Genomic DNA, 21,750 nt, shown 5'->3' with positions numbered 1-21,750 from the left:
TCGACCGAGAGAGGCTGCATGCCGAGTTTGCCCGAGATCATGCACCGTACGTTCTTCCGTACCCTGTCCCTGCTGTCCCCGGCGGGGCAGGGGGTGCTCCTGCGCTACGTCTTCGACTGGCTGCACCGGACCCCTGACCCGTGGAAGCTCGCCACGGACAGTTACGAGCAGGACAAGTACCGCACCACGCTCAAGCACCTGCCCGCCCGGCCGTACCGGCGGATCATCGAGGTCGGGTGCAGCGAGGGCGTGTTCACGCACGTGCTCGCGGTGACGTACCCGGACGCGGAGATCATCGGGGTGGACGTGTCGGAGCGGGCCCTGGCGCGGGCGCGCGAGCGGGTGCCGCAGGACGGGCGGGTGCGCTTCATCCGGGCGGACATCCTCACCCATCGCTCCGACCAGCGCTTCGACCTGGTGTTCTGCTCAGAGACCCTCTACTACCTGGGCCGCCACGAGCGGCTGCGGCGGGCGTCGGCGCAGCTCAGCGAGCTGCTGGTGCCCGACGGGGTGCTCGTGGCGGTCCACCCGTGGCCCGAGGCCGGCCGGCTGCACCACTACCTGGACTCGCACGCGGCGCTGTCACGCCTGACCGAGCAGGTCTACACCGCCACGTCGCGCCCGTTCGCCGTCACCGTCTACGGGACGAGACCGGCGACGCCGTCCTCCTAGCCGCCGGCCTTGCCCAGGAGGTCGGCGGCGATCTGGCGGATCACCACGCGCTGGATCTTGCCGGTCGCCGTCTTCGGCAGCTCGTCCAGCACCAGGACCTCGCGCGGCCGTTTGAAGGAGGCCAGGCCCTCCCGGCAGAAGCCGATCAGCTCGCCGGCGTCCACCGTGCGGCCCGGGGCGGACACCACGCAGGCCACCGGCTTCTCCAGCCCGTCCTCGTCGGTGTACGCCACGACGGCGCACTCGCCCACCGACTCGTGCTGGAGCAGCCGGGCCTCGACCTCCATCGGCGACACCCAGATGCCACCCGCCTTGATCATGTCGTTGGAGCGGCCGAGGCACTGGTAGAAGCCGTCCTCGCCCCTGATGTAGGTGTCGCCGGTACGCAGCCACTCGCCCTGGAACACCTGGCGGGTGGTCGCCGTGCGGCACCAGTAGCCGGTGGCCACCGAGTCGCCCCGGACGTACAGGTGGCCCGGCTCCCCGTCCTCGACGGGCGCGCCGGAGTCGTCGAGCAGCTTGGCCTCGTAGCCCGGAACGACGGTGCCCGAGCTGCCCGGGCGTACCCGGCCCGGGTGGTTGGAGATGAAGATGTGCAGCGCCTCCGTGGAGCCGAGGCCGTCGATGACGTCCACCCCGAAGCGCTCGGTGAAGCGGCGGTAGATCTCGGCGGGCAGCGCCTCGCCGGCCGAGACGGCCAGCCGTACGGACTGGAAGGCGCCGGCGGGGGCGTCGGAGGCGAGCAGCGCCGCGAAGAACGTCGGGCCCGCGAAGAACAGCGTCGGCCGCTCCTCCATCACCCTGGCGGCCACGCCCGCGGGGGTGGGCCGCGCCGGGTCGAGGAGCGCCGTGGCGCCCGCGGCCAGGGGGAAGAACATGGAGTTGCCGATGCCGTACGCGAAGAACAGCCGCGCGACCGAGAAGCACCGGTCGTCGGGGCGGATGCCGAGGACCTGCCGCCCGTACCCCTCGTAGACGTCCTGGACGGCGCCGTGCCGGTGCATGGCCGCCTTGGGGGCGCCGGTGGTGCCGGAGGTGTAGAGCCAGAGGGCGGGGGAGTCGCGCCAGGTCTCGTAAGGGAGGCCCGCCGCCCTGCCCGACTCCAGGACGTCGGACCACAGGCACACCGGCGTCGTCTCCCCCTCCTTCTCCTCCGCCGGCGGGTCGATGAGGACGAGCACCGCCACGTCGGGAGCGTTCCGCACGGCCTCGCGCACGGTCGGCGCGAACTCGGGGGTGGCCACGACGACCCGCGCCCGCGAGTCCCGGACCAGGGTGGCGAGCTCGGTGGGGTTGTACATGGTGGAGACCGGTACGGCGACCGCGCCCATGCGCATGACGGCCAGGATGGTGATCGCGGTCTCCGGGCGGTCGGACATGACGAGCAGGACCCGCTCCTCGGGGCGGACGCCCATCGTGCGTAAACCGGCCGCGAACCTGGCCACGTGGTCGGCCAGCTGCGCGTAGGTCAGCGTGCCCGCGGGGCCGGTGAGGGCGATGCGATCCCCGTGGCCCGCTTCGACCTGGCGGTCCACGAGAAAGACGCTGGCGTTGAACGACTCGGACGACATGGGCGTCCCCATCCGCAGGCGCGTGTACGTAGGGAAATCTTCTACATGGGAGGGGTGTGCCGTCAATGACGTGTAGTACGGAGGGAACCCATCGTCCGGGGTTGCGGTCCTTTGAGGGGAAGGGCGTGCCGGAGGTCGGGGCGGAGGATCAGTCGAGGAGAGCGCCGAGGGCGGGGCGTTCGCTGGCGGGGACGTAGCCGGCGTAGTAGTCGTACATCGCCTTTCTCGACAGGCGGGCGGCCAGCGGGCCGTCGCCGGCGCGCATGGCGGCCAGCACCTCCTCGTGGTGCCGGATGCTCTGCCGCATCAGCGCCTCCTGGTCGGACGCGTCGGCGAGCTTCTCCGAGATCAGCTTGAGCACGATCGAGCGGACCACGTCCGTGCAGATCTGGATGAGCTTGTTGCCGCTCGCCCGCGCCACCACGTCGTGGAAGGCCACGTCGGCCTCGCCGAACGCGTCCTGCCCCGCCTCCACGGCGCCCCGCATCTGAGCGACGGCCGACTCCATCTCGGCGAGCTGCGCGTCGGTGCGCAGCCGGGCCGCCAGCAGGATCGCCGACGAGTCGAGCACCATCCTGAACTGCACCAGCTCGGCCAGCGACAGCTCCTCCACCCTGGCCAGCGTGGTCATCGACTTGTGCAGCGTGGCGGGCGAGAAGGGCAGCACCTCCGCCCCGTTGGGGTCGCCGGGCCGTGACCGCACCAGGCCGCGCGCCTGGAGCACCCGCAGCGCCTCGCGCACGGTGGACCGGCTGACCGAGAACTGCACCATGAGCTCCCGCTCGCTCGGCAGCCGCTCGCCCGGTGAGAGGGAGCCGCTCTCGATGGCCTCCTCGACCTGCTCCACCACCCGCTCATAGGCGCGTACGGCACGCACCGGCTCGAACCGCGGACCACCCATGAATGCCCCCTTGACCCGAGCCGCCGTCGACTGGCAATGTGCGTAGCCTACTGGTCCGACCAGTGCACTAGCCAGGAGGCAGTAACACATGAGGCGAATCGGAACCTGGATCGCCGCCGGCGCTCTCCTGCTGGGCACGGCCGCCTGCGGCGGCACCTCCAGCGGCGGCGGCAGTGCGGGCACCCCCAAGACCCAGACCCTTTCCGTGGGATTCGTGGCCGAGCCCGCGAACCTCGACTTCACCTCGACGGAGGGCGCCGCCATTCCGCAGGCGCTGCTCGTCAACGTCTACGAGGGCCTGGTCAAGCTCGACCAGGACGGCAAGATCGTGCCGCTGCTCGCCGAGAAGTGGGACATCTCGCCCGACCGCAAGACCTACACGTTCAACCTGCGCAAGGACGTCAAGTTCAGCAGCGGGGCGCCGTTCACGGCCGACGACGTGGTGTTCTCGCTCGACCGGGTCAGGACGGACTGGAAGCTCAAGATCAAGGCGCAGCTCGACGTCGTCGACAAGGTGGAGAAGAAGGACGACTCCACCGCCGTCGTCACGCTCAAGAAGCCGAGCAACGGCTTCCTCTACTCGATGGCCACCAGGCTCGGCGCCATGTTCAGCCGGACCGGGGTCGCCGACCTGGCCAACAAGCCCGTCGGCACCGGCCCGTACACGCTCGGCTCGTGGCGGCGCGGCGACTCCATCCAGCTCAACGCGAACGCCTCCTACTGGGGCACGAAGCCGCCGCTGTCGGCGATCACGCTGAAGTACTTCAAGGACGCCACGGCGATGAACAACGCGCTGCTGACCGGCGGCATCGACGTCATCTCCGCCGTGCAGGCGCCCGAGTCGCTGCAGCAGTTCGCCGACCCCAACCGCTTCCAGACGGTCGAGGGCACCACGAACGGCGAGGTCGTGCTGTCGATGAACAACAGCCGCCCGCCGTTCAACGACAAGAAGGCTCGGCAGGCCGTCCGCTACGCGATCGACCACAAGGCGCTGCTGGAGACCGCCTGGGCCGGGCGCGGCCAGCTGATCGGCTCGATGGTGCCGCCCACCGACCCCTGGTACGAGGACCGCACCGGCGACTACCCGTACGACCCGGCCAAGGCCAAGGAACTGCTCGGCGGCAAGACGCTCAACGTCAAGATGCGCATCCCCAACCTGCCGTACGCGGTGGCCAGCGCGCAGGTCGTCAAGTCGCAGCTCGCGCAGGTGGGCATCACCGCCGACATCGAGCCCCTGGAGTTCCCGGCCCGCTGGCTGGACGTGGTGTTCAAGCAGGGCGACTACGACCTGTCCATCATCAACCACGTCGAGCCCCGCGACATGGGCATATTCGCTGACAAGTCGTACTACTTCCACTACGACAACCCCGAATTCGGCAAGCTCCTCGCCTCCGCCGACGAGGGCACCGAGCAGCAGCAGACCGACGACCTGAAGAAGGCCGCGAAGCTGCTGTCCGACGACGCGGCGGCCGACTGGCTCTTCCTCTTCCCCAACCTGATCGTGGCGAAGAAGGGCGTCACCGGGCTGCCGAAGAACGCCATCGCGGAGTCCTTCGACTTCACCGCGCTCTCCAAGCAGCAGTGACGCTTTACCTGATCAAACGCCTGGCGGTGCTCGTCGCGAGCACCGCCGTGGCAGGCGTGGTGGTGTTCGCGTTCATGGCGCTGCTGCCCGGCGACCCGGCGGAGGTCGCGCTCGGCGTGAACGCCACGCCCGACGCGGTGGCGGCGCTGCGCAAGCAGTTCGGCACCGACCGGCCGCCCGTGGCGCAGTTCTTCGACTGGTTCGGCGGGCTCCTGCAGGGCGACTTCGGCACCTCGTACGTGACCAGCTCGCCCATCGGCCCGCAGATCAGCGACCGGCTCGGCGTCACGGCCGTGCTGGTGCTCGGCGGGATGCTGGTGGCGGTGGTCATCGCGGTGCCGCTCGGCACGTTCGCGGCCGTGCACCACCGCAACCCGCTCGGGGCGGCCATCAGCGCGCTCAGCCAGGTCGGCATCGCGATCCCGGCGTTCCTGGCGGGCATCCTGCTGGTGTTCGTGTTCGCGGTGCAGGCCCAGGCGCTGCCGTCCGGCGGCTACGTGCCGATCGCCGAGGACCCGGCGCAGTGGCTGCTCAGCCTGCTGTTGCCGTGGTTGTCGCTCGGCCTCGTGCAGGGCGCGGTCCTCACCCGGTACGTGCGCAGCGCCGTGCTCGACGTGATGCGCGAGGACTACCTGCGCACGGCCCGCGCCAAGGGCCGGGGCAGCACCGGCGCCCTGTGGCGGCACGGCCTGCGCAACGCCTCGATCCCCGTCGTCACCGTGCTCGGCCTGCAACTGGCCACGCTGCTGATCGGCGCGGTCGTGGTCGAGCGGGTCTTCGTCATCCCCGGGCTCGGCGACCTGCTGCTCAACGGCGTCGCCGGGCGTGACCTGCTGCTCGTCCAAGGTGTGGTGATGGTGCTGGTGGCGGCCGTCCTGCTGATCAACTTCGTGGTGGACGTGGCGTACCACGTGCTCGATCCGAGGCTGCGATGAGGGGCCGGATGAACGCCGGGCTGGTGATCGGCGGCGTGCTCGTCGGGCTCGTGGTCCTCGCGGCGGTGGTGTCGTTCTTCTGGACGCCGCACGACCCGACGCTCGTGGACGCCGCGCGCAAGCTGCGCCAGCCGGGCGGCGGCTACCTGCTGGGGGCCGACAAGTTCGGCCGCGACACCTTCAGCCAGATCATGGTCGGCGCGCGGACCACGCTCTACGTGGGCATCGTGGCCGTCGGCATCGCCGCCGTCATCGGCACGCCGCTCGGCATGATCGCCGGGATGACGCCGCGCGGCTGGCTCTCCGAGCTGATCATGCGGGTCAACGACCTGGTGTTCGCGTTCCCGGCGCTGCTGCTGGCCGTCATGCTGGGCGCGGTCTACGGGCCGGGCACGCTCACCGCGATGATCGCGATCGGCGTGGCCACCGTGCCCGCGTTCGCCCGGGTGGCCCGCGCCGCCACGCTCCAGGTCATGGTGACCGACTTCATCCTGGCCGCCAGGGCCGCCGGGCGCCGCCGTCCGGCCATCGCGATGCGCCACGTGCTGCCGAACATCGGCTCCGTGCTCATCGTGCAGGCGTCGGTGTCGTTCGCGATCGCGATCCTGGCCGAGGCGGCGCTGTCGTTCCTCGGCTTCGGCACCCGCCCGCCCATCCCGTCGTGGGGGCGGATGCTGCAGGAGTCGCAGGAGCTGCTGTTCTCGACCCCGCGCCTGGCGCTCTGGCCGGGCCTGGCGATCGCGCTCGCGGTGCTCGGCTTCAACCTCCTCGGGGACGGCCTGCGCGACTACCTCGATCCGAAGCTCAGGAGGGTCCGTGCTGAAGGTTGAGGGGCTGACCGTACGGGCCGACTCGCTGGAGCTGGTGCACGAGGTGTCGTTCGCCATCGCGCCCGGCGAGCGGGTCGGGCTGATCGGCGAGTCCGGCTCCGGCAAGTCGCTGACCGCGCTGTCGCTCATGGGCCTGCTCCCCGAGGGCGTCACCGCCTCGGGCACGGCCACGATGGGCGGGAACGACCTGGTCGGCGTGCCCGAGAGCCGGCTGAAGCGGCTGCGCGGCCAGGACATCTCCATGGTCTTCCAGGAGCCCATGACCGCGCTGAACCCGCTCATGCGCATCGGCGCCCAGGTCTCCGAGGTCATGACCCTGCACGGCACGCCGCGCCCGCAGGCCCGTGCGAAGGCGCTCGACCTGCTGGAACGCGTACGCCTGCCCGAACCGGCGCAGATCGCCCGCGCGTACCCGCACCAGCTCTCCGGCGGCCAGCGCCAGCGCGTCATGCTCGCCATCGCCCTGGCCAACGAGCCCGGCCTGCTCATCTGCGACGAGCCCACCACGGCGCTCGACGTCACCGTGCAGAAGCAGATGCTGGAGCTGATCGCCGAGGTCGCGCCCGCGCTGCTGTTCATCACCCACGACCTCGCCGTCGTGGCGTCCGTGTGCGAGCGGGTCCTGGTCATGTACGGGGGACGCGTCGTCGAGAGCGGCCCCATCCGCGAGGTCTTCACCCGGCCCCGCCACCGCTACACCGAGGGCCTGCTGGCCGCCTCCAGGCTCACCCCGCGCGGCACCCGGCTGCCCACCATCAAGGGCAGCGTCCCGCCGGCCGGGCGGTTCCCCGGCGGCTGCGTCTTCCGCAACCGCTGCCCGCACGCCACCCCCGAGTGCGAGACCGTACCCGCGCTGACAGGAGACGGCCATGCCCACGCATGCTGGCACCCCGCTGATTGAGGCCCGCGACCTCAGCCGCGTCTACCACCGGCCCCGCACCTCGCTCACCAAGCCGGGCGCCGCCGTGCACGCGCTCAAGGACGTGTCGCTCACGGTGGGCCGGGGCGAGCGGTACGGCATCGTCGGCGAGTCCGGCTCCGGCAAGTCGACGCTGCTGCGCCTGCTCTGCGGGCTCGACCGGCCGACCGGCGGGTCCATCCTGTTCGACGGGCAGGAGATCGCCGGCCGGCCGGAGCGGCGGCTGCGCTTCCTCCGGGAGAACCTGCAGATCGTCTTCCAGGACCCGATGAGCTCGCTCGACCCCCGCATGCGCGTCCGGGACCTGATCGCCGAGCCGCTGGTGGCGCTCGGCCTGCCGGTCGGCGAGCGCGTGACCGAGCTGCTGGAGGGGGTCGGGCTGCCCGCCTCGGCCGCCGAACGCTACCCGCACCAGTTCTCCGGCGGGCAGCGCCAGCGCATCGCCATCGCCCGCGCGCTCGCGCCCCGGCCGAAGGTGCTGGTCGCCGACGAGCCGGTGAGCGCCCTGGACGTGTCCGTGCGCGGGCAGATACTCAACCTGCTGGCCGACCTCGTGGACGAGCTGGGGCTCACGCTCGTGTTCGTCTCGCACGACCTGTCCGTGGTGCGGCACGTGTGCGAGACGGTCGCGGTCATGAGCCGCGGGGAGATCGTGGAGAGCGGGCCGGTGGACGAGGTCTGGGCCGCGCCCGCCCACGACTACACGCGTACGTTGCTGCAGGCCGTACCGACTCTGGAGGGATTGTTTTGATCGACGTCGATGCCGACGGAGTGGTGGAGTTCACCCAGGCGCTGGTGCGGATCCCCAGCACCAACGACCCCGGGCGGCGTGAGCGGGCCGCCGCCGAATTGGTGGCCGCGAAGATGCGGGAGTGGGGCTGGGAGCCCACCGTGTACGAGGTGGAGCCGGACCGGCCGAACGTGGTGGCCGTGGTCGAGGGCGGTGGCGGCGCCGGGCCGACCCTGATGTTCGAGGGCCACACGGACGTGGTGACCGAGGGCGACCTGTCCACCTGGACCGTCGACCCGTTCGGCGGGGAGATCCGCGACGGGAAGCTCTGGGGGCGGGGCAGCGCCGACATGAAGTCCGGCCTGGCCGCCACCCTCTACGCCACCCGCGCGTTGCAGCTGGCTGGACCGTTCCCCGGGCGGATCAAGGTGTGCGCGCTGGCCGACGAGGAAGGCCTCATGATCGGCGCGCACCACTTCGTCTCCGAGGGGCTGACCGCAGACGTGGACGGCGCGATCGTCGCCGAGCCGGAGGCGGGCGAGATCTGCGCGGTGGCCAAGGGCGCGCTGCGGCTGCGGGTGGACTTCACCGGCAAGATGGCGCACGGCGCCATGCCGCAGCACGGCCGCAACCCCCTCCCGGCCGTGGGCTCGCTGCTGGTGGGGCTGCGGTCGCTGCAGGAGGAGCTGCAGGGACGGCACCCGGTGCACGAGCATCTCGGCGAGGTGTACGTGACGCCGACCGTGCTGCGGGCCGGCTCCGAGGAGCAGGTGAACGTGATCCCGGCGGCCGCCTCGGTGTTCGTGGACGTGCGGACGATCCCCGGGGTCGAGCACAAGCTGATCGCCGACCGGGTCGCCGCGCTCGCCTCCTGCGACGGGATCGCCGCCGAGGTGTCGGTGCTGGTGGACCGGCCGCCGGTGGACGTGCCCGTGTCCGACCCGGTGGTGGCCGCGCTGGCGGCCGCCCACCGTACCGTCACCGGCTCGGAGCCCGTCTACGGCGGGGTGCCCGGGTCCACGGACGGGACCGTGCTGACGCACTGGGGCGGGATCCCGTCCGTGGTGTACGGGCCCGGCGGGAAGTGGATCGCGCACCAGGCGGACGAGTTCGTGGAGGTGGCCGAGATCGTCCAGTGCACCCGCGTCTTCGCCGAGGCGGCCCGGCGCTTCCTCAACGGGGACTTCTGATGCCGATGCGCCCTGGGCCCTCCAACTCGCTGATGGACGTGGCCGGGCTCCGGGTCGGCCACGCGCAGCGGGTCGGCGGCGGTTACCGCACGGGCACCACCGTGGTCCTGGCTCCTCCTTCGGGGGCCGTGGCGGGGGTGGACGTGCGGGGCGCCGCTCCCGGGACCCGCGAGACGGAGCTGCTGGATCCGCGGAACCTGGTGTCGCGCGTGCACGCCGTGGTGCTGACGGGTGGGAGCGCGTACGGGCTGTCGGCGGCGTGCGGGGTGGTGGAACGGCTGGCGGACGCGGGCATCGGGTACCCGGTGGCCGGCGGGGTGGTGCCCATCGTGCCGGCGGCGGTCATCTTCGACCTGGGGCGCGGTGGCACGTTCCGCGCCGTCCCGGACGCCGCCTTCGGCACCACCGCCTACGACGCCGCCACCCCCGCCGAAGGGCCCGTCACCCCCGACGGTGGGGCGGGCGTGCGCGGCGGGTCGTTCACCGGCGTCCCCGTCCCAGGGACCGTAACCCCGAACGGCGGGACGGCCGCTCTCCCGCCGGCCGTGGCGGGGGTCCCTTGGGGGAGAAGCGGGGCGGGCTCGCTCGACGGCGAAGTGGGCGTTTGCGGCGGGCCGCTCGACGGTGGGGCGGTGGGGAGTGGGTCGATCGGGGCCGGGACCGGGGCGCAGGCCGGGGGGCTGGCCGGAGGGGTGGGTACGGCGAGCGTCGTCCTGCCCGGCGGCGCCACCGTGGCGGCCCTGGTCGTCGCCAACCCCGTAGGCTCGGTCCTCGACCCCCGCGACGGCACCCTCGCCGGCGCGAGGTACGGCCTGCCGGGCGAGTTCGACCACCTCCAGCCCCCGCTCCAGGAGGAGATCGACGCCTGGCGCCCGCAGAACGCCCCCTCCTTCAACACCACCATCGGCGTGGTGGCCACCGACCTCACCCTCACCAAGGCCCAGTGCGGCAAGCTCGCCGCGGTCGCCCACGACGGCCTGGCCAGGGCGATCAGGCCGGCCCACACCATGACCGACGGCGACACGATCTTCGGCCTGGCCACCTGCGCCGGTCCCGAGCCCGACCACGACACCCTGCAAGAGGTCCTGGCGGCGGGGGCCGACGTGTTCAGCCGCGCCATCGCGCACGCCGTCCTCGCCGCCACCGGCCACGAGGACGCGCCCGCCTACCTCGACGTGTTCCCCAGTGCCCAACGGAAGCAGGCATGAGCATCGACACCGCATGGCCGTCCGGCCTGCCCATCGGCGACGGATGGGTGGAGACGGCGGAAACCGACGACGTCACCTTCCCGTACGACGGCTCCCTCGTGGCCACGGCCCCGAGGGGCACGGCAGACCTCGCAGAAAAAGCCGTGGAGGCGGCCCTGGCCGTGGCGCCCGCCATGGCGGCGCTCCCGTCGCACGCCCGCCGCGCCGCCCTCATGAAGGCCCACGACGCGCTCGCGGCCAACCGGGAGGAGTTCGAGCGGCTGCTCGTCCTGGAGACCGGCAAACCCCTGGTCGACTGCAAGGTCGAGGTCGCCAGGACGCTCGTCACGCTGGCCACGGCCGCCGAGGAGGTCGCCAGGCTGCACGGCGAGACCGTGCCGCTCGACCTGCTGCCCTCGGGGGAGGGGCTGATCGGGTTCTGGACGCGCCGCCCGATCGGCGTGGTCGTCGGGATCACCGGCTTCAACTACCCGCTGCTCCTCGCCGCCCACAAGATCGCCCCGGCCGTGGCCGCGGGCTGCCCCGTGATCGTCAAACCCGCGCCCACGACCCCGCTGGCCACGCTCTGGCTGGTGCACCTCATCCGGTCGGCGGACGCGCTCCCCCCGGCCGCCGTGCAGCTCGTCACCGGGGACGTCGAGGTCGGCAGGACGCTGGTGCAGGACCGCCGGATCGGCGCGGTCTCGTTCACCGGCTCGGCCGCCGCCGGGCACACCATCGCCCGCAACGCCGCCCCCACCAAGGTCCTGCTGGAGCTGGGGTCGAACGCGGCGCTCGTCGTTGCGGCCGACGCCGACCTGGAGGCCGCCGCCGACGCGGTCGTGCGCGGCGGCTACTACGCCTCCGGCCAGGCGTGCATCTCCGTCCAGCGGGTGCTGGTCGAGGAGCCCGTACGCGAGCGGTTCGTGTCCCTGCTGGCCGACCGCGTCAAGAACGTCACGGTCGGCGACCCCCGCCTGCCGGAGACCCGCGTCGCCCCGCTCATCGACGAGGCCGCCACGGACCGGGTGCTGGAGTGGATCGCGGAATCGGGGGGCGAGCCGGTCACGGGCGGGCACCGCGACGGCCGGGCCATCGCGCCGACCGTGCTCGCGGGCGTCGGCGACGGGGCCGCCGCCTGGGACGAGGAGATCTTCGGACCGGTGGTGTGCGTGCGCTCGGTGCCCGACCTCGACGCCGCGTTCGCCGCCGTCAACGAGTCCAGGTACGGCCTGCACGCCTCGGTGTTCACCCGGTCGCTGGCCACGGCGTTCGCGGCCATCGAGCGGATCGAGGCCGGGGGAGTGGTGGTCAACGAGGTGCCGGGGTTCCGGGCGGACAACATGCCGTACGGCGGCGTGAAGGACTCCGGGATCGGGCGCGAGGGGCCCCGCTTCGCCATCGAGGAGCTGACGGTGACCAGGATGGCGATCATCCGGCCCGCCTAGCCGGTGGTCGTGGCGACCGGGTCGCGGGACCCGGTCGCCGGCGCCATCCTGATCAGCCGGGCCTAGTTGGGCGGGTCGAAGCGGCCGTCCACGGCCGTCCAGCCGCCGTCCACGTACAGGACCGAGCCGGTCACGAAGCTGGCCGCGTCGCCGGCCAGGTAGACCACCGCGCCGGCCATCTCCTGCGCCGTCGCCCACCGGCCGAGCGCGCTCTTGTTCGCGTACGCGGCGTACCAGCCGGGGTTGTCCTTGATCTGCCTGGTCAGCGGCGTCTCCACCACGCCGGGCGCGATGGCGTTCACCCGCACCCCGTGCGGCCCGAACTCGGCCGCCGCCGTCCGCAGCAGCTGCACCAGGCCCGCCTTCGTGGCCGAGTAGACGCTCTGCCCCGGCTCGGTCACGGACGCGCGGATCGACGCGAACCCGATGATCGACCCGCGTCCCCGCTCGACCATGCCCGCCCCGAAGGCCCGCACCACGTCGAACGAGGCCCGCAGGTTCAGCCCCACCACCCGGTCGAACTCCTCGCCGGAGTAGTCGAGCAGCCGCTTGCGGACGTTCGTGGCGGCCGTGAACACCAGCACGTCGGCGGGCTCCTCCCCGGCGGCCCTCCGCACCTCGGCGGCGTCCAGCACGTCGAGCAGCCGGGCGTCGCCGCCGCACGCGGCGGCGGTCTCCTCGGCCGAGGCCAGATCGCGGTCGGCGCACACCACGGAAGCCCCGTGGGCGGCCAGCGCCAGCGCCGCCTCCCGGCCGATCCCGCTCCCTGCCCCGATCACCACGGCCCGCCGCCCATCCAGGCGGAACAGCGCGTCATATCCCATACGAGGCACCCTAGCGACTGGTCCGACCAGTGCACCAGGTTGGGGTCAGCGAGCCTCCCATTCGGCGCGCGTCAGCTCGTACTCCACCTCGCCCTGCTCGGCCCCCGGCAGGGGGTACTCCCACTCCGGGTGGAACGTGCGGGCGAAGCGCAGCCCGCACTTCTCCATGACCCGCCGCGAGCGCACGTTCACCGCCATGGTCTGGGCGAAGACCCGGCGCGCGCCCAGCTCACGGAACGCCTTGTCGATCAGCGCGATCGAGCCCTCGGTCGCGTACCCCTTGCCCCAGGCCGACCTGTGCAGCCGGTAGCCCAGCTCCGGCTCGTCGTCCGGGGCGTCCTTGGGCGCGCGCAGGTGGAACCAGCCGAGGAACGCCCCTGACGGCTTCTCGACGGCCGCGAAGAAGCCCGAATCGATGAATCTGGGCAGCGTCTCCCGGACGATCACCTCGCGCGGCGTGGGCCTGCCGCCGTTGAGGAACTCCATGACCTCGGGGTCGTTGTGGAGGGCGAAGAGGTGGTCGGCGTCGGACTCGGTGAAGCGGCGCAGGGTCAGCCGCCCGGTCTCCAGATAGATGTGCACCGGCAAACGCTAGTGAGCCGGTGGCCGCGCCTTCGACAGGTTTTCCGACAGCTCGCGCAGCCGGGCCCGCGCCTCGACGTCGTACGCCTGCTCCAGCGCCTGCGAGGGTCGCAGGCCGTCGAAGAAGCGCCCGGACACCTCGTCCAGCTCGGGGTCGACGATCAGCCGCGACGTGGCCTCCACGCCCTCCCGCAGCTCGCTGACCGGCGTGGCGACCATCTTGGTCGGCATATATGTGGCCGGGTGCAGGGCGTTGGCGGTGACCCCGGTGCCCGCCAGCTCCTCGGCCAGGTCCACGGTGAACATCACCTGCGCGAGCTTGCTCTGGCAGTACGCGCGCACCCCGCTGTAGCCGGCGGCCAGCATGACGTCGCCGAAGTCGATCGGGGCCTGGCCGAGGCTGCTGACGTTGACGATCCTGGACGGCGCCGACTCGCGCAGCACCGGCAGCAGGAGCCGGGTGAGCAGGTAGCCGGCCAGGTAGTTGACCGCGAAGCGCAGCTCGTGGCCGTCCGCGCTCTCCTGCCGCACCCCGCCGCCCGGCACGGTCGTGCCGATCCCCGCGTTGTTCACCAGCGTGTCGAGGTCCTTGTGGTCGGCCGAGACGGCCTGGGCGAGCTCGCGTACCTCGTCGAGCGAGGCCAGGTCGGCGCGGTACCAGTGCAGCCGGGCGGCGGGGACGGCGGCCCGGATCTCCTCCAGCGTGGCGTGGCCGCGCCGGTCGTCGCGGCCGTGCACGAGGACGGTCGCGCCGCGTCCGGCCAGGTCCGCTGCCAGCGCCCGGCCGAGCCCGTCGGTCGCGCCGGTGACGAGAATCGTCCGCTGCTCCATGGGACGCATGGCCACCACGGTATCAAGGCGGAATTTCGTTCTCTGCTACTCTGCCGCCATGGAACGCAATTCCCTCGCGGCGACCGTGCGGGCCAGGCTCTCCGGGCTGCACGACGCCGAGGCGCGGGTCGCGCAGGTGGTGCTCGACCAGGGCGCCGGGCTCGTCCACCTGAGCGTGAGCGACGTGGCGCGGCTGGCCGGCACGTCGGCGTCCACCGTCGTACGGGCGTGCCGGCGGCTCGGGTTCGGCGGCTACCAGGAGCTGAAGATCGCCTCCGCCCGCGAGGCACCACGGGGTCCCGAACCCCCGGACGACCGCGACCCGCTGGCCGCGACCGTGCGGGCGGCGCAGGACGCGCTCGGCGGGCTGGGGGCCACGCTGTCGCGCGACGACCTGAGCGCCGCCGCCGAGGCGCTCAGCGGGGCCGCCCGGGTGCTGCTCGCCGCCACCGGCCTGTCGGGAGCGGTCGCCGTCGACGCCGCCTACCGGCTGCGGGCCCTCGGCCTGCCGGTGGACCTGCCGCCCGACCCGCTCACCGCGCACCTGGCCGCGGAGCTGCTGCCGGAGCCGTCGGTCTGCCTGGCGATCAGCCACAGCGGGGCCACCCGCTCCACCGTCGACACCGCCCGCCGCGCCCGCGCCGCCGGGGCGCGGGTCGTGGCGATCACCAGTTACGCCAGCTCGCCGCTGGCCGAGGAGAGCACGTGGGTGCTCGTCGGCGGCGGGCAGGACCTCGTCCTCGGGATGGAGGCGGTCGCCAGCCGCCTGGCCCACCTCACCATCGTCGACACGCTGTCCATGATCGTGCTCGCGCTGCGCGGCGGCGCGGCCGAGCGGGCGGTGTCGGCCTCCGCCGACGTCACGGCGAGCCACAGCTACTGAGAGGGCACAGTGATCAGCCAGACTTTCGACATCGCCGGCGAGCTGCGGGTCAACCGGCTCGGGTACGGCACCGGCATGCTCACCGGGCCCGGCTACTGGGGGCCGCGCCTCGACCCCGGCCAGGCCGTCGCCGTCCTGCGCCGCGCCGTGGAACGCGGGGTGACGCTCGTCGACACGGCCGACAACTACGGGCCCGACCTCGCGGAAGAGCTGGTGGCGCGGGCGCTGCGCCCGTACCCGGACGATCTGGTGGTGGCGACCAAGGGCGGCGTCGTCCGTACGGGCCCCAACGTCTGGCACGTCTCCGGACGGCCCGAGCGGCTGCGCGCCATGTGCGAGGCGAGCCTGCGCCGGCTCAGGACCGACACCGTCGACCTCTACCAGCTCCACCGGATCGACCCGGACGTGCCGCTGACCGACCAGCTCGGCACGCTCGCCGAGCTGCGGCAGGAGGGCAAGATCCGGCACATCGGCCTCGACACGGTCACCGCGGAGGAGTTGGAGCGGGCGCTGGAGATCACGGAGATCGCCTCGGTGCAGAACCGCTTCAACCTGCTGGACCGCGAGTCCGCGCCGGTGCTGCGAACGTGCGAGGAACGCGGGCTGGCGTTCCTGCCGTGGTTCCCCCTCGGGAACGGCTCGCTGGCCCGCGCCGGCCTGCCGGAGGTGGCGCGGCGGCACGGCGCGAGCGCCGGTCAGGTGGCGCTGGCGTGGCTGCTGCACCACTCGCCCGTCATCCTGCCCACGCCGGGCACCGGGTCGCTCGCCCACCTGGAGGAGAACCTGGACGCGGCCACCGTCGAGCTCACCCCCGACGACCTCGCCGCCCTGGACGGCCTCCTTCCCTAGAGGGAGCGGACGGCGGCGACCAACTCCGGCATGCTCCCGACACCGGGCTCGGACGGGACGCCGGTGTCGTCGCTGCGGAACAGCACGCAACGCATTCCCAGCGAGCGCGCCGGGGCCAGGTTCACCGGGCGGTCGTCCACGAACAGCACCTCCTCGGCGGGCACTCCCAGCTCGCCGAGCACCGCCTCGTAAGGTGCGAGGTCGGGCTTGCGGGCCCCGAGGTCCGAGCTGATGAACCAGCGCCGGATGCGCCGGTCCAGGGCGAAACGGCGGCGCAGGATCGCCGACCACGCCGCCGCGTCGTTGCTCAGGCACGCGAGCTCGAACCCGTCGCCCGCCAGCTCGTCCAGGGCCTCGCGGGTGCCGTCCGTGAGCTCGTGTTCCCGGCAGTAGTGCCCGTCCCGCGCCGTCAGGCCGAGCGCCGGCCAGAACTCGTCCGTGCTCATGCGCCCGAGCGTCACCGAGCGGTACGCCGCGCGGATCTCCTCCTCCGGCGCCGTGCAGCCCTGGGCCCGCAGGTACGGGATGAGCACCCGGCCCTGGACGTTGCCGTACCGGTACAGGACGCCCATCGCATCAAAGACGATCACCTTCATACACCGACGCTACTGCGGCGGGGATGGCCGAGGCGTCGAGCGCGGGCTTGCAGATTTCTAGAAGACGCGGCATGAGAAAGGCATGCCCTTTGCGGGGCGGCCCTTCGGGTGCAATGTGGGAAGGAACCTCAAAGTTGCCCAAGACCAGCGGAGAGGAACTCATCATGCGCGCGAACGTCGGTGACCACCTGATCGTCCACGGCAACGTTGTCGGCCACGGAGACCGGATAGGCGAGATCATCGAGACCAGGGGCGAGAACGGCACGCCACCGTTCCTGGTGCGATTCAAGGACGGACATGAGCAACTCGTCTTCCCGGGACCCGACGCGGTGGTCGAGCCAGCCGAGGCCGTCTGACCGCCATCCTCAGGGAGTGGCCCTCTTGATGGCCTCGATGAGCAGCTCGCGGTGGAGCGTCTTGAATTCTCTGTGGTTCCCTGAAGGAATCAGGTAATTCGGGCGGGCGTAGCCTGCTGTGGGCCACCCCCGTGCTTGGCAAGCACGAGCACGGGGGTGGCTTTGGCGTGGTGGAAGCCGGTCCGGCGGTGAGAATTCCTGACATGCCCTGTCCTGTACGGCTCGCGCCGTCCCGGCTTGGGTGCATGGCCCGCCGGACGCTGTCCCGCCCCGGGCGCGCCGGGGACGGGGGCGGGCACCGTGCGCCGGTCGGGCACACGGCTGGAGGTCTGCCAATCGTCTGCCGAGTTGACCTGATCAATCGATGTGGTCACCGGGTTGTTTGCTGGGTTGTTTGCCGGGTTCTTCGCGGTGCGGGCCGGCCGTTTCGGGGTGGGGCGCCTCTTGGATCTGTCCCGCGCCGCCGGTCGGGGGTGCAGGTCGGTTCGGGTGCGGCGGGCGCGCCGCGCCGCGCGGGTGGGCTTGGCCGGTCGGCGGGCGCGCGCCACGTTGCCCTCCACGACCTTGCCGATCGTGCGGGCCCCGGTGGCGTGGTCGGTGCGGGTGGCGTGCTGGCCCAGCAGGCCGCGCGCCAGGATCCGCTCGGCCGCGGCCCGGTCCCGATCACACGACAGGCCGCAGACAGGGCAGGACGCCCACGCCCAGCCGCGTTCGGCGAGCCGGTCCGGGGCCGGGCTATGCCGCAGCCGCGACGTGCCGTCCCCGCAGCGAGGGCAGTACCGGGAGGTGCCGCGGGCGGGGACGGTGACCACGGCGATGGTGTTCTGGGCCGCCAGGTGCCGGATGGCCTCGACGATCTGCCCGCGTACCTGCCCCGACAGACGCGCGTTCGGGCGTCCTCGGCGCCCGCGTGCCTCCAGGGTGGCCAGGTCTTCCAGATAGATGACCGTCGCCCCGTCGGCGACGGCCTGATCGACCGTCCAGCGAGCCGCCGACCAGGCCAGCGCCTTGTTCAGGTGCCGGATACGGGCACACAGCCGCTCATGCTCGACACCGATGCTTTGGCAGGCCCTGGTCAGCTGCGCGAAGCGGGGATCGGCGGCGGTCATGCCGGCCAGGAGCCGTTCCTGATGCCGGTGTTTGGTGGCCAGATGCTCCCGCTCGGCCCGCAGCCGGTGCAGCTTGGCGGAGATGCCGCTTGCGTCGTAGGTGAGTGGCCGCCCGTCGCCGATCACCCGGCCATCGACGGTCAGGCGTCCGGTCACGCCGGTCAGCAGGGTGTTGAGGCCCCAGTCGAACCCCAACCCGGTCACATGCCCGGTGGCGGGCGCGGATCCGATCGGGATCTGGAACGGCAGATCGACGCGCACCCGGCCGTCTTTCACCCGCAGGGTGGGAGTGCACAGCTTCGCCTCCGATGGCACGGTCGGCGGCAGCGCGATCGGCAGCACGTGCCAGGCCCAGTCCTTGCCGGAGGCGGGCGAGGCGATCAGGGGAAGCCGCACCCGCAACCGGGCGCTATGGTTGCCGGTGCGCTCCAAGGTGACCAGCTGCCGGTCGGCGGCGGCCAGCACGATCTGCGCCGCACTGGCCGGGGGCTGCTCCAGGTCGGTCAGATCCGCCGGGAATGCGCCACGCTCGTCGAGATACGTGGCGATCTGCCGGGTCCGGTTGCGGATCTGCGCCGAGGTCACCCCGTCCGGTAGTACAGCCCGCAGCGCGTCCCATTCGGCGTCGGTGCGGGCCCGCGAGTTGCCGGGCCAGGTCGCCACGGTCGCCGCCACCAGGCGGCGGCGGTGCAGCGCCAGCCGCAACGCGCGGGCGGCCTGCTCTTGGGCGCACCGCGCCACCCGATCGCACACATACACGCCCGTCGCGGGGGGCATGCCCCAGCCCAGGCGCCGGACAGCCATCCAGCCTTTCGGCGGCAACGCGCGCCCGTCCAGCCCCACCCCGGACGCCAGCGCATCCAGATCAGCCGTATTCCACCGGGCCGCGACGATACCGGCGGTGAGTTCTCGCGCCAGGCCGGTCAGCCAGGCGACCCGCTGCGCCAGCAGCGGCTGAGAAACGACCTCGCCGGTCTTTTCCACCGTCGCTGCATGGGCGGTGCAGGTCGCGGTCGCGGTGAGCTTACTCACGTTGCTGCCCCCTGCCTCGAAGCGGTTGCGTGGCGGTACCCGGGCGTGTACGGCACGACCTGCATTCGCCCACCCCGCCTCTCGCCCCTTGCCTCCACGATGTGTCACCGAAACGCTACCAAGAGTTCGCATCCATGGGTAGAACACGTGAGCGATAAATATTGGATACCGTCCGCCCGCCCCAACCCACCCCGCGGACAGATGCCTGCACACGCGCATAGGCCACATGGCCAGGAATGCTCGCATACCATCTGGCCGGGCGGCCTGTCCAGGCCGCTCCTCCCACAGTCCGAGCCCTGTCCATGGGTCATGTCCCGCGGACCTCCGCGATCCCGGTGCGGCCGGTGGCGGCGCCCTTCGTCTGCCCGCACCGCCCAGGATGCCTCCTGCCCGCCCGCACCGGATACGCGCAGGTAGCCGACCCGCGCCTGCCCCGTACCGCAAAGGGGTCGCAACACCAGCGAACGAATCAAGACCCGCCTCCTCGAAGCGGCTTTCGAGTTGAGCCGTGCCGACCCACACCACACTCCGACCGACCCACAGCCGCGCCACGACCCGCAAGCCCAGACGCTTAGCCACCCGCCCATCTCAACACACTCAACCGAGCTCAGAGATCACGGCAGAATCTCTGGCTTTCATAGCGAATATGGAGAACAGTTCATACCCTGCCCGGGACGAGGTCGATGAAGATCATGTAATGCCCGGCCGCCTGCCGCTCGTCGAGCCCGGCGTCGGCCAGAATCTCCAGGATGGTCTCGACCAGGTGTAGCGCGCCCGGGCCGTGGTTGGCGCGGGTCATCAGCACGTCCACCATGCCCGGGTACGCGGCCAGCTGCCGGCGCATCGCGGCGGCCAGCAGCCGCAGCCGGTGCGGCCACGGGCCCTCGTCGATGCCGGGCGGGACCAGGTCGTGCTCGGCGATGGCGTTCATGACCAGGTCGACGAGGGCGTCCTTGTCGGCTACGTGGCGGTAGAGGGCCATCCGGGAGGCGCCGAGATCGGCCGCGAGGCGGCGGATGGTCAGCGCCTCCATGCCCTCGGCGCGGGCGATCTCCAGGGCGACGGAGACGATCTGCGCCTGGCTGAGGCTGCCCCAGGCGCGGCGGCGGGGCGGCTGCTGGTCGGCGGATGAGGCCACGGTGAAACCGTACTGGACCCGCCGGGAGCGTCAGTTCAGGCGGGCCCGCAAGGCTTCGGCGAACCAGTCGAGGGCGGGGCTCAGCGGCTCCGGGGCGGGCCAGCCGTTGATCACCGCCAGCAGCTCGAGGTAGCGCTCCCTGCGCGGGTCGTTCGCCTCCTCCAGCCGGTCCAGCAGCCGCTGCCGGAGGGCGGGGGAGTCCGGGAGGCCGAGGTCACGCGCGTACGCGGCCACGACCGCCGCCACCACGGAATCCGCCTCGGGGGAGGCGGGGGCGAGGCCCGCATCGAGGGCCGGGCGGGCGCGGTCGCGGGCCAGCGCGGCGGGATCGGGGCGCGGGGGCGCGTCCGCGTGTCCGGCCTCGTCGCGTTCGGCCGCGTACCGGGCGACCGTGCGCCGGACGGCGGCGCGGAAGTCCGGGTCCTGCGCGAGCTCGGCCAGCTCCACCCACGCCTCGACCTGCTCGGGCGAGGGGTCGTCGGGCAGCTCGGGCGTCATCGAGCGCATGGCCCCCGCGAACCCCGGAACGGTGTCCAGGCCGTCGAAGGCGGCCTCCAGGAAGTCGTCGACGAGCCGGCGGCGTTCGTCCTCGGAGAGTCTTGCCAGTTTGTGCATGAGATCCATTTCCTCGGGGCTGGAGCCGCGCCTGGCCACCGCCGTGAGCACCGCGCGCCGCAGCCGGAGCGTGCGGATCTGCACGGCCAGCGCTTCGGCGTGCGCCGCGGCGACCTCGGAGAGCGAGACCTCGCGCTCCACGACCCGTCGGATCGTGGGCAGGTCCACTCCCAGGTCGCGCAGCGTCCGTACGAGCTCCAGTCGTGCGAGGGCGTCGAGGTCGTAAAGGCGGTAACCGGTGGGGCCGCGGTCGGCAGGCGGCACTATCCCCCGATCGGAGTAGAACCGGATGGTCTTGACCGTCAGCCCGGTGAGCCGGGCCAGGTCACCGATGGAGTAGAGCGCCATGTCTCCACCTTCCCGCCTCCCCTAGATGGAGACTCAACCGGTTGACGGTGATTCGTCCGCTTCTTAAACTCATCTATGGGTGAATTAAGGAGCGATCACATGCGCAGAACACCCGCCGCCATCGTCAGCTCCGCCTTCTTCGTCGCCGCCCCCGGCACCTTCGCCGTCCTGGTCCCGTACTGGATCAGCGGCTGGCACATGCGCGATCCGTTCCCTGGCCCGGTCATGATCCCGCTCAAGGCGCTCGGCGCGATCCTCGCGCTCGCGGGGCTGGCCGTCGTGGTCAACGCGTTCGTCAGGTTCGTGGTGGAGGGGTTCGGGACGCCGATCCCCGTCGCGCCGCCGGACCGGCTGGTCGTCGGCGGGCTCTACCGGTACGTGCGCAACCCCATGTACGTCGCGCTCCTGAGCGCCGTCATCGGCCAGGCCATGATCTTCGGCGATCCTCGGCTGCTCGTCTATGCCGCCGTCGTGGCCGCCGTCACCTACACGTTCGTCCGCCTCTATGAGGAGCCGAACCTGCGCAGGAGGTTCGGGGCCGACTACGAGCGGTACAGGGCCCGCGTCCCAGGGTGGTGGCCGACCGTGCACCCGTACCGCTCCTGAAAATTGGGGTCCC

22 protein-coding genes are annotated in these 21,750 nt (G+C 72.1%); 13 read left to right on the top strand and 9 right to left on the bottom strand.

The genetic code is table 11. The features are described from left to right. The first annotated feature begins 18 nt into the window (after positions 1 to 18). A complete protein-coding gene (locus ACIBI9_RS35875; RefSeq protein ID WP_397228752.1) occupies positions 19 to 672 on the top strand; it encodes a class I SAM-dependent methyltransferase in 654 nt (217 codons plus the stop codon). Here ACIBI9_RS35875 and ACIBI9_RS35870 read toward each other — a convergent pair. Together ACIBI9_RS35870 and ACIBI9_RS35865 are read right to left on the bottom strand one after the other, a co-directional pair. Beyond that, positions 669 to 2,243, bottom strand: coding sequence for a benzoate-CoA ligase family protein (locus tag ACIBI9_RS35870; protein ID WP_397228750.1), 1,575 nt, complete (start codon positions 2,241 to 2,243; stop codon positions 669 to 671). The two genes, ACIBI9_RS35875 and ACIBI9_RS35870, sit on opposite strands and share 4 nt — an antisense overlap. A 148-nt stretch (positions 2,244 to 2,391) precedes the next feature. Beyond that, positions 2,392 to 3,144, bottom strand: a complete 753-nt coding sequence (locus ACIBI9_RS35865; protein ID WP_397228748.1) for a FadR/GntR family transcriptional regulator — start codon at positions 3,142 to 3,144, stop codon at positions 2,392 to 2,394. A gap of 88 nt (positions 3,145 to 3,232) precedes the next feature. Here ACIBI9_RS35865 and ACIBI9_RS35860 point away from each other — a divergent pair, with 88 nt between their 5' ends. The 8 genes from ACIBI9_RS35860 to ACIBI9_RS35825 are packed head-to-tail and all read left to right on the top strand — an operon-like array spanning position 3,233 to position 11,968. Further along, the gene (locus tag ACIBI9_RS35860) at positions 3,233 to 4,729 is read left to right on the top strand and encodes an ABC transporter substrate-binding protein (RefSeq protein ID WP_397228746.1); all 1,497 of its coding nucleotides are present in this window, start codon (positions 3,233 to 3,235) and stop codon (positions 4,727 to 4,729) included. Next, positions 4,726 to 5,664, top strand: coding sequence for an ABC transporter permease (locus ACIBI9_RS35855; RefSeq protein WP_397228744.1), 939 nt, complete (start codon positions 4,726 to 4,728; stop codon positions 5,662 to 5,664). Before ACIBI9_RS35860 ends, ACIBI9_RS35855 begins: the two co-directional genes overlap by 4 nt. An 8-nt stretch (positions 5,665 to 5,672) precedes the next feature. Then, a complete protein-coding gene (locus tag ACIBI9_RS35850) occupies positions 5,673 to 6,494 on the top strand; it encodes an ABC transporter permease (RefSeq protein ID WP_397228742.1) in 822 nt (273 codons plus the stop codon). Continuing rightward, a complete protein-coding gene (locus tag ACIBI9_RS35845) occupies positions 6,481 to 7,395 on the top strand; it encodes an ABC transporter ATP-binding protein (RefSeq protein WP_397228740.1) in 915 nt (304 codons plus the stop codon). Before ACIBI9_RS35850 ends, ACIBI9_RS35845 begins: the two co-directional genes overlap by 14 nt. Beyond that, positions 7,364 to 8,164 carry an ATP-binding cassette domain-containing protein gene (locus ACIBI9_RS35840; RefSeq protein WP_397228738.1) on the top strand — a complete coding sequence of 267 codons (801 nt, stop codon included), beginning with the start codon at positions 7,364 to 7,366 and terminating at the stop codon, positions 8,162 to 8,164. The genes ACIBI9_RS35845 and ACIBI9_RS35840 overlap by 32 nt, the downstream gene beginning before the upstream one ends. Then, positions 8,161 to 9,333: a M20 family metallopeptidase gene (locus ACIBI9_RS35835; RefSeq protein WP_397228736.1), complete on the top strand. Its 1,173-nt coding sequence runs from the start codon at positions 8,161 to 8,163 to the stop codon at positions 9,331 to 9,333. The genes ACIBI9_RS35840 and ACIBI9_RS35835 overlap by 4 nt, the downstream gene beginning before the upstream one ends. Further along, complete coding sequence (locus ACIBI9_RS35830; RefSeq protein ID WP_397228734.1) at positions 9,333 to 10,541, top strand: P1 family peptidase; 1,209 nt, start codon at positions 9,333 to 9,335, stop codon at positions 10,539 to 10,541. The genes ACIBI9_RS35835 and ACIBI9_RS35830 overlap by 1 nt, the downstream gene beginning before the upstream one ends. Further along, complete coding sequence (locus tag ACIBI9_RS35825) at positions 10,538 to 11,968, top strand: aldehyde dehydrogenase family protein (protein WP_397228732.1); 1,431 nt, start codon at positions 10,538 to 10,540, stop codon at positions 11,966 to 11,968. The genes ACIBI9_RS35830 and ACIBI9_RS35825 overlap by 4 nt, the downstream gene beginning before the upstream one ends. 62 nt (positions 11,969 to 12,030) lie before the next feature. Here the strand turns inward: ACIBI9_RS35825 and ACIBI9_RS35820 are convergent, their stop codons facing one another. From ACIBI9_RS35820 to ACIBI9_RS35810, 3 genes are read right to left on the bottom strand one after another with little or no spacing between them, the layout of a single operon-like run. Then, positions 12,031 to 12,792 carry an SDR family NAD(P)-dependent oxidoreductase gene (locus ACIBI9_RS35820; RefSeq protein WP_397228730.1) on the bottom strand — a complete coding sequence of 254 codons (762 nt, stop codon included), beginning with the start codon at positions 12,790 to 12,792 and terminating at the stop codon, positions 12,031 to 12,033. A gap of 45 nt (positions 12,793 to 12,837) precedes the next feature. After that, complete coding sequence (locus ACIBI9_RS35815; RefSeq protein ID WP_397228728.1) at positions 12,838 to 13,374, bottom strand: GNAT family N-acetyltransferase; 537 nt, start codon at positions 13,372 to 13,374, stop codon at positions 12,838 to 12,840. Between the two features lie 9 nt (positions 13,375 to 13,383). Beyond that, a complete protein-coding gene (locus tag ACIBI9_RS35810; protein WP_397228726.1) occupies positions 13,384 to 14,214 on the bottom strand; it encodes an SDR family NAD(P)-dependent oxidoreductase in 831 nt (276 codons plus the stop codon). Positions 14,215 to 14,263: 49 nt separating this feature from the next. Between ACIBI9_RS35810 and ACIBI9_RS35805 the strand changes: the two genes are divergently transcribed. Continuing rightward, the gene (locus tag ACIBI9_RS35805) at positions 14,264 to 15,088 is read left to right on the top strand and encodes a MurR/RpiR family transcriptional regulator (RefSeq protein ID WP_397228724.1); all 825 of its coding nucleotides are present in this window, start codon (positions 14,264 to 14,266) and stop codon (positions 15,086 to 15,088) included. Positions 15,089 to 15,097: 9 nt separating this feature from the next. Next, positions 15,098 to 15,937 carry an aldo/keto reductase gene (locus ACIBI9_RS35800; RefSeq protein ID WP_397228722.1) on the top strand — a complete coding sequence of 280 codons (840 nt, stop codon included), beginning with the start codon at positions 15,098 to 15,100 and terminating at the stop codon, positions 15,935 to 15,937. Here ACIBI9_RS35800 and ACIBI9_RS35795 read toward each other — a convergent pair. After that, positions 15,934 to 16,533, bottom strand: coding sequence for an HAD family hydrolase (locus tag ACIBI9_RS35795; RefSeq protein ID WP_397228720.1), 600 nt, complete (start codon positions 16,531 to 16,533; stop codon positions 15,934 to 15,936). The two genes, ACIBI9_RS35800 and ACIBI9_RS35795, sit on opposite strands and share 4 nt — an antisense overlap. 164 nt (positions 16,534 to 16,697) lie before the next feature. On the opposite strand from ACIBI9_RS35795, the gene ACIBI9_RS35790 reads away from it, so the two are divergent. Beyond that, positions 16,698 to 16,889: a DUF1918 domain-containing protein gene (locus ACIBI9_RS35790; RefSeq protein WP_350727853.1), complete on the top strand. Its 192-nt coding sequence runs from the start codon at positions 16,698 to 16,700 to the stop codon at positions 16,887 to 16,889. 89 nt (positions 16,890 to 16,978) lie between these two features. On the opposite strand, the gene ACIBI9_RS35785 is transcribed toward ACIBI9_RS35790, so the two are convergent. The 3 genes from ACIBI9_RS35785 to ACIBI9_RS35775 all read right to left on the bottom strand — a co-directional run bounded on the left by ACIBI9_RS35785 (position 16,979) and on the right by ACIBI9_RS35775 (position 21,131). Then, a complete protein-coding gene (locus ACIBI9_RS35785; protein ID WP_397228718.1) occupies positions 16,979 to 19,030 on the bottom strand; it encodes a zinc ribbon domain-containing protein in 2,052 nt (683 codons plus the stop codon). Positions 19,031 to 19,688: 658 nt separating this feature from the next. Continuing rightward, the gene (locus tag ACIBI9_RS35780; RefSeq protein WP_397228716.1) at positions 19,689 to 20,168 is read right to left on the bottom strand and encodes a TetR/AcrR family transcriptional regulator; all 480 of its coding nucleotides are present in this window, start codon (positions 20,166 to 20,168) and stop codon (positions 19,689 to 19,691) included. A gap of 30 nt (positions 20,169 to 20,198) precedes the next feature. Continuing rightward, positions 20,199 to 21,131: a MerR family transcriptional regulator gene (locus tag ACIBI9_RS35775; RefSeq protein ID WP_397228714.1), complete on the bottom strand. Its 933-nt coding sequence runs from the start codon at positions 21,129 to 21,131 to the stop codon at positions 20,199 to 20,201. A 99-nt stretch (positions 21,132 to 21,230) separates the two neighbouring features. Here ACIBI9_RS35775 and ACIBI9_RS35770 point away from each other — a divergent pair, with 99 nt between their 5' ends. After that, positions 21,231 to 21,737: a methyltransferase family protein gene (locus ACIBI9_RS35770; RefSeq protein WP_397228712.1), complete on the top strand. Its 507-nt coding sequence runs from the start codon at positions 21,231 to 21,233 to the stop codon at positions 21,735 to 21,737. The last annotated feature ends 13 nt before the right edge of the window (positions 21,738 to 21,750 follow it).

Source organism: Nonomuraea sp. NPDC050451 (assembly GCF_044458585.1).
The sequence above is the reverse complement of the archived record's forward strand: the minus strand, read 5'-3'. Positions and strand labels throughout refer to the sequence as shown.

Excerpts from the sequence above, each read along its gene's own strand:
- ACIBI9_RS35790 (WP_350727853.1), top strand. The coding sequence starts at position 16,698 with ATGCGCGCGAACGTCGGTGACCACCTGATCGTCCACGGCAACGTTGTC.
- ACIBI9_RS35770 (WP_397228712.1), top strand. The coding sequence starts at position 21,231 with ATGCGCAGAACACCCGCCGCCATCGTCAGCTCCGCCTTCTTCGTCGCC.
- ACIBI9_RS35775 (WP_397228714.1), bottom strand. The coding sequence starts at position 21,131 with ATGGCGCTCTACTCCATCGGTGACCTGGCCCGGCTCACCGGGCTGACG.
- ACIBI9_RS35810 (WP_397228726.1), bottom strand. The coding sequence starts at position 14,214 with ATGCGTCCCATGGAGCAGCGGACGATTCTCGTCACCGGCGCGACCGAC.
- ACIBI9_RS35860 (WP_397228746.1), top strand. The coding sequence starts at position 3,233 with ATGAGGCGAATCGGAACCTGGATCGCCGCCGGCGCTCTCCTGCTGGGC.
- ACIBI9_RS35825 (WP_397228732.1), top strand. The coding sequence starts at position 10,538 with ATGAGCATCGACACCGCATGGCCGTCCGGCCTGCCCATCGGCGACGGA.
- ACIBI9_RS35850 (WP_397228742.1), top strand. The coding sequence starts at position 5,673 with ATGAACGCCGGGCTGGTGATCGGCGGCGTGCTCGTCGGGCTCGTGGTC.
- ACIBI9_RS35865 (WP_397228748.1), bottom strand. The coding sequence starts at position 3,144 with ATGGGTGGTCCGCGGTTCGAGCCGGTGCGTGCCGTACGCGCCTATGAG.
- ACIBI9_RS35795 (WP_397228720.1), bottom strand. The coding sequence starts at position 16,533 with ATGAAGGTGATCGTCTTTGATGCGATGGGCGTCCTGTACCGGTACGGC.
- ACIBI9_RS35830 (WP_397228734.1), top strand. The coding sequence starts at position 9,333 with ATGCCGATGCGCCCTGGGCCCTCCAACTCGCTGATGGACGTGGCCGGG.
- ACIBI9_RS35805 (WP_397228724.1), top strand. The coding sequence starts at position 14,264 with ATGGAACGCAATTCCCTCGCGGCGACCGTGCGGGCCAGGCTCTCCGGG.
- ACIBI9_RS35875 (WP_397228752.1), top strand. The coding sequence starts at position 19 with ATGCCGAGTTTGCCCGAGATCATGCACCGTACGTTCTTCCGTACCCTG.
- ACIBI9_RS35820 (WP_397228730.1), bottom strand. The coding sequence starts at position 12,792 with ATGGGATATGACGCGCTGTTCCGCCTGGATGGGCGGCGGGCCGTGGTG.
- ACIBI9_RS35840 (WP_397228738.1), top strand. The coding sequence starts at position 7,364 with ATGCCCACGCATGCTGGCACCCCGCTGATTGAGGCCCGCGACCTCAGC.
- ACIBI9_RS35870 (WP_397228750.1), bottom strand. The coding sequence starts at position 2,243 with ATGTCGTCCGAGTCGTTCAACGCCAGCGTCTTTCTCGTGGACCGCCAG.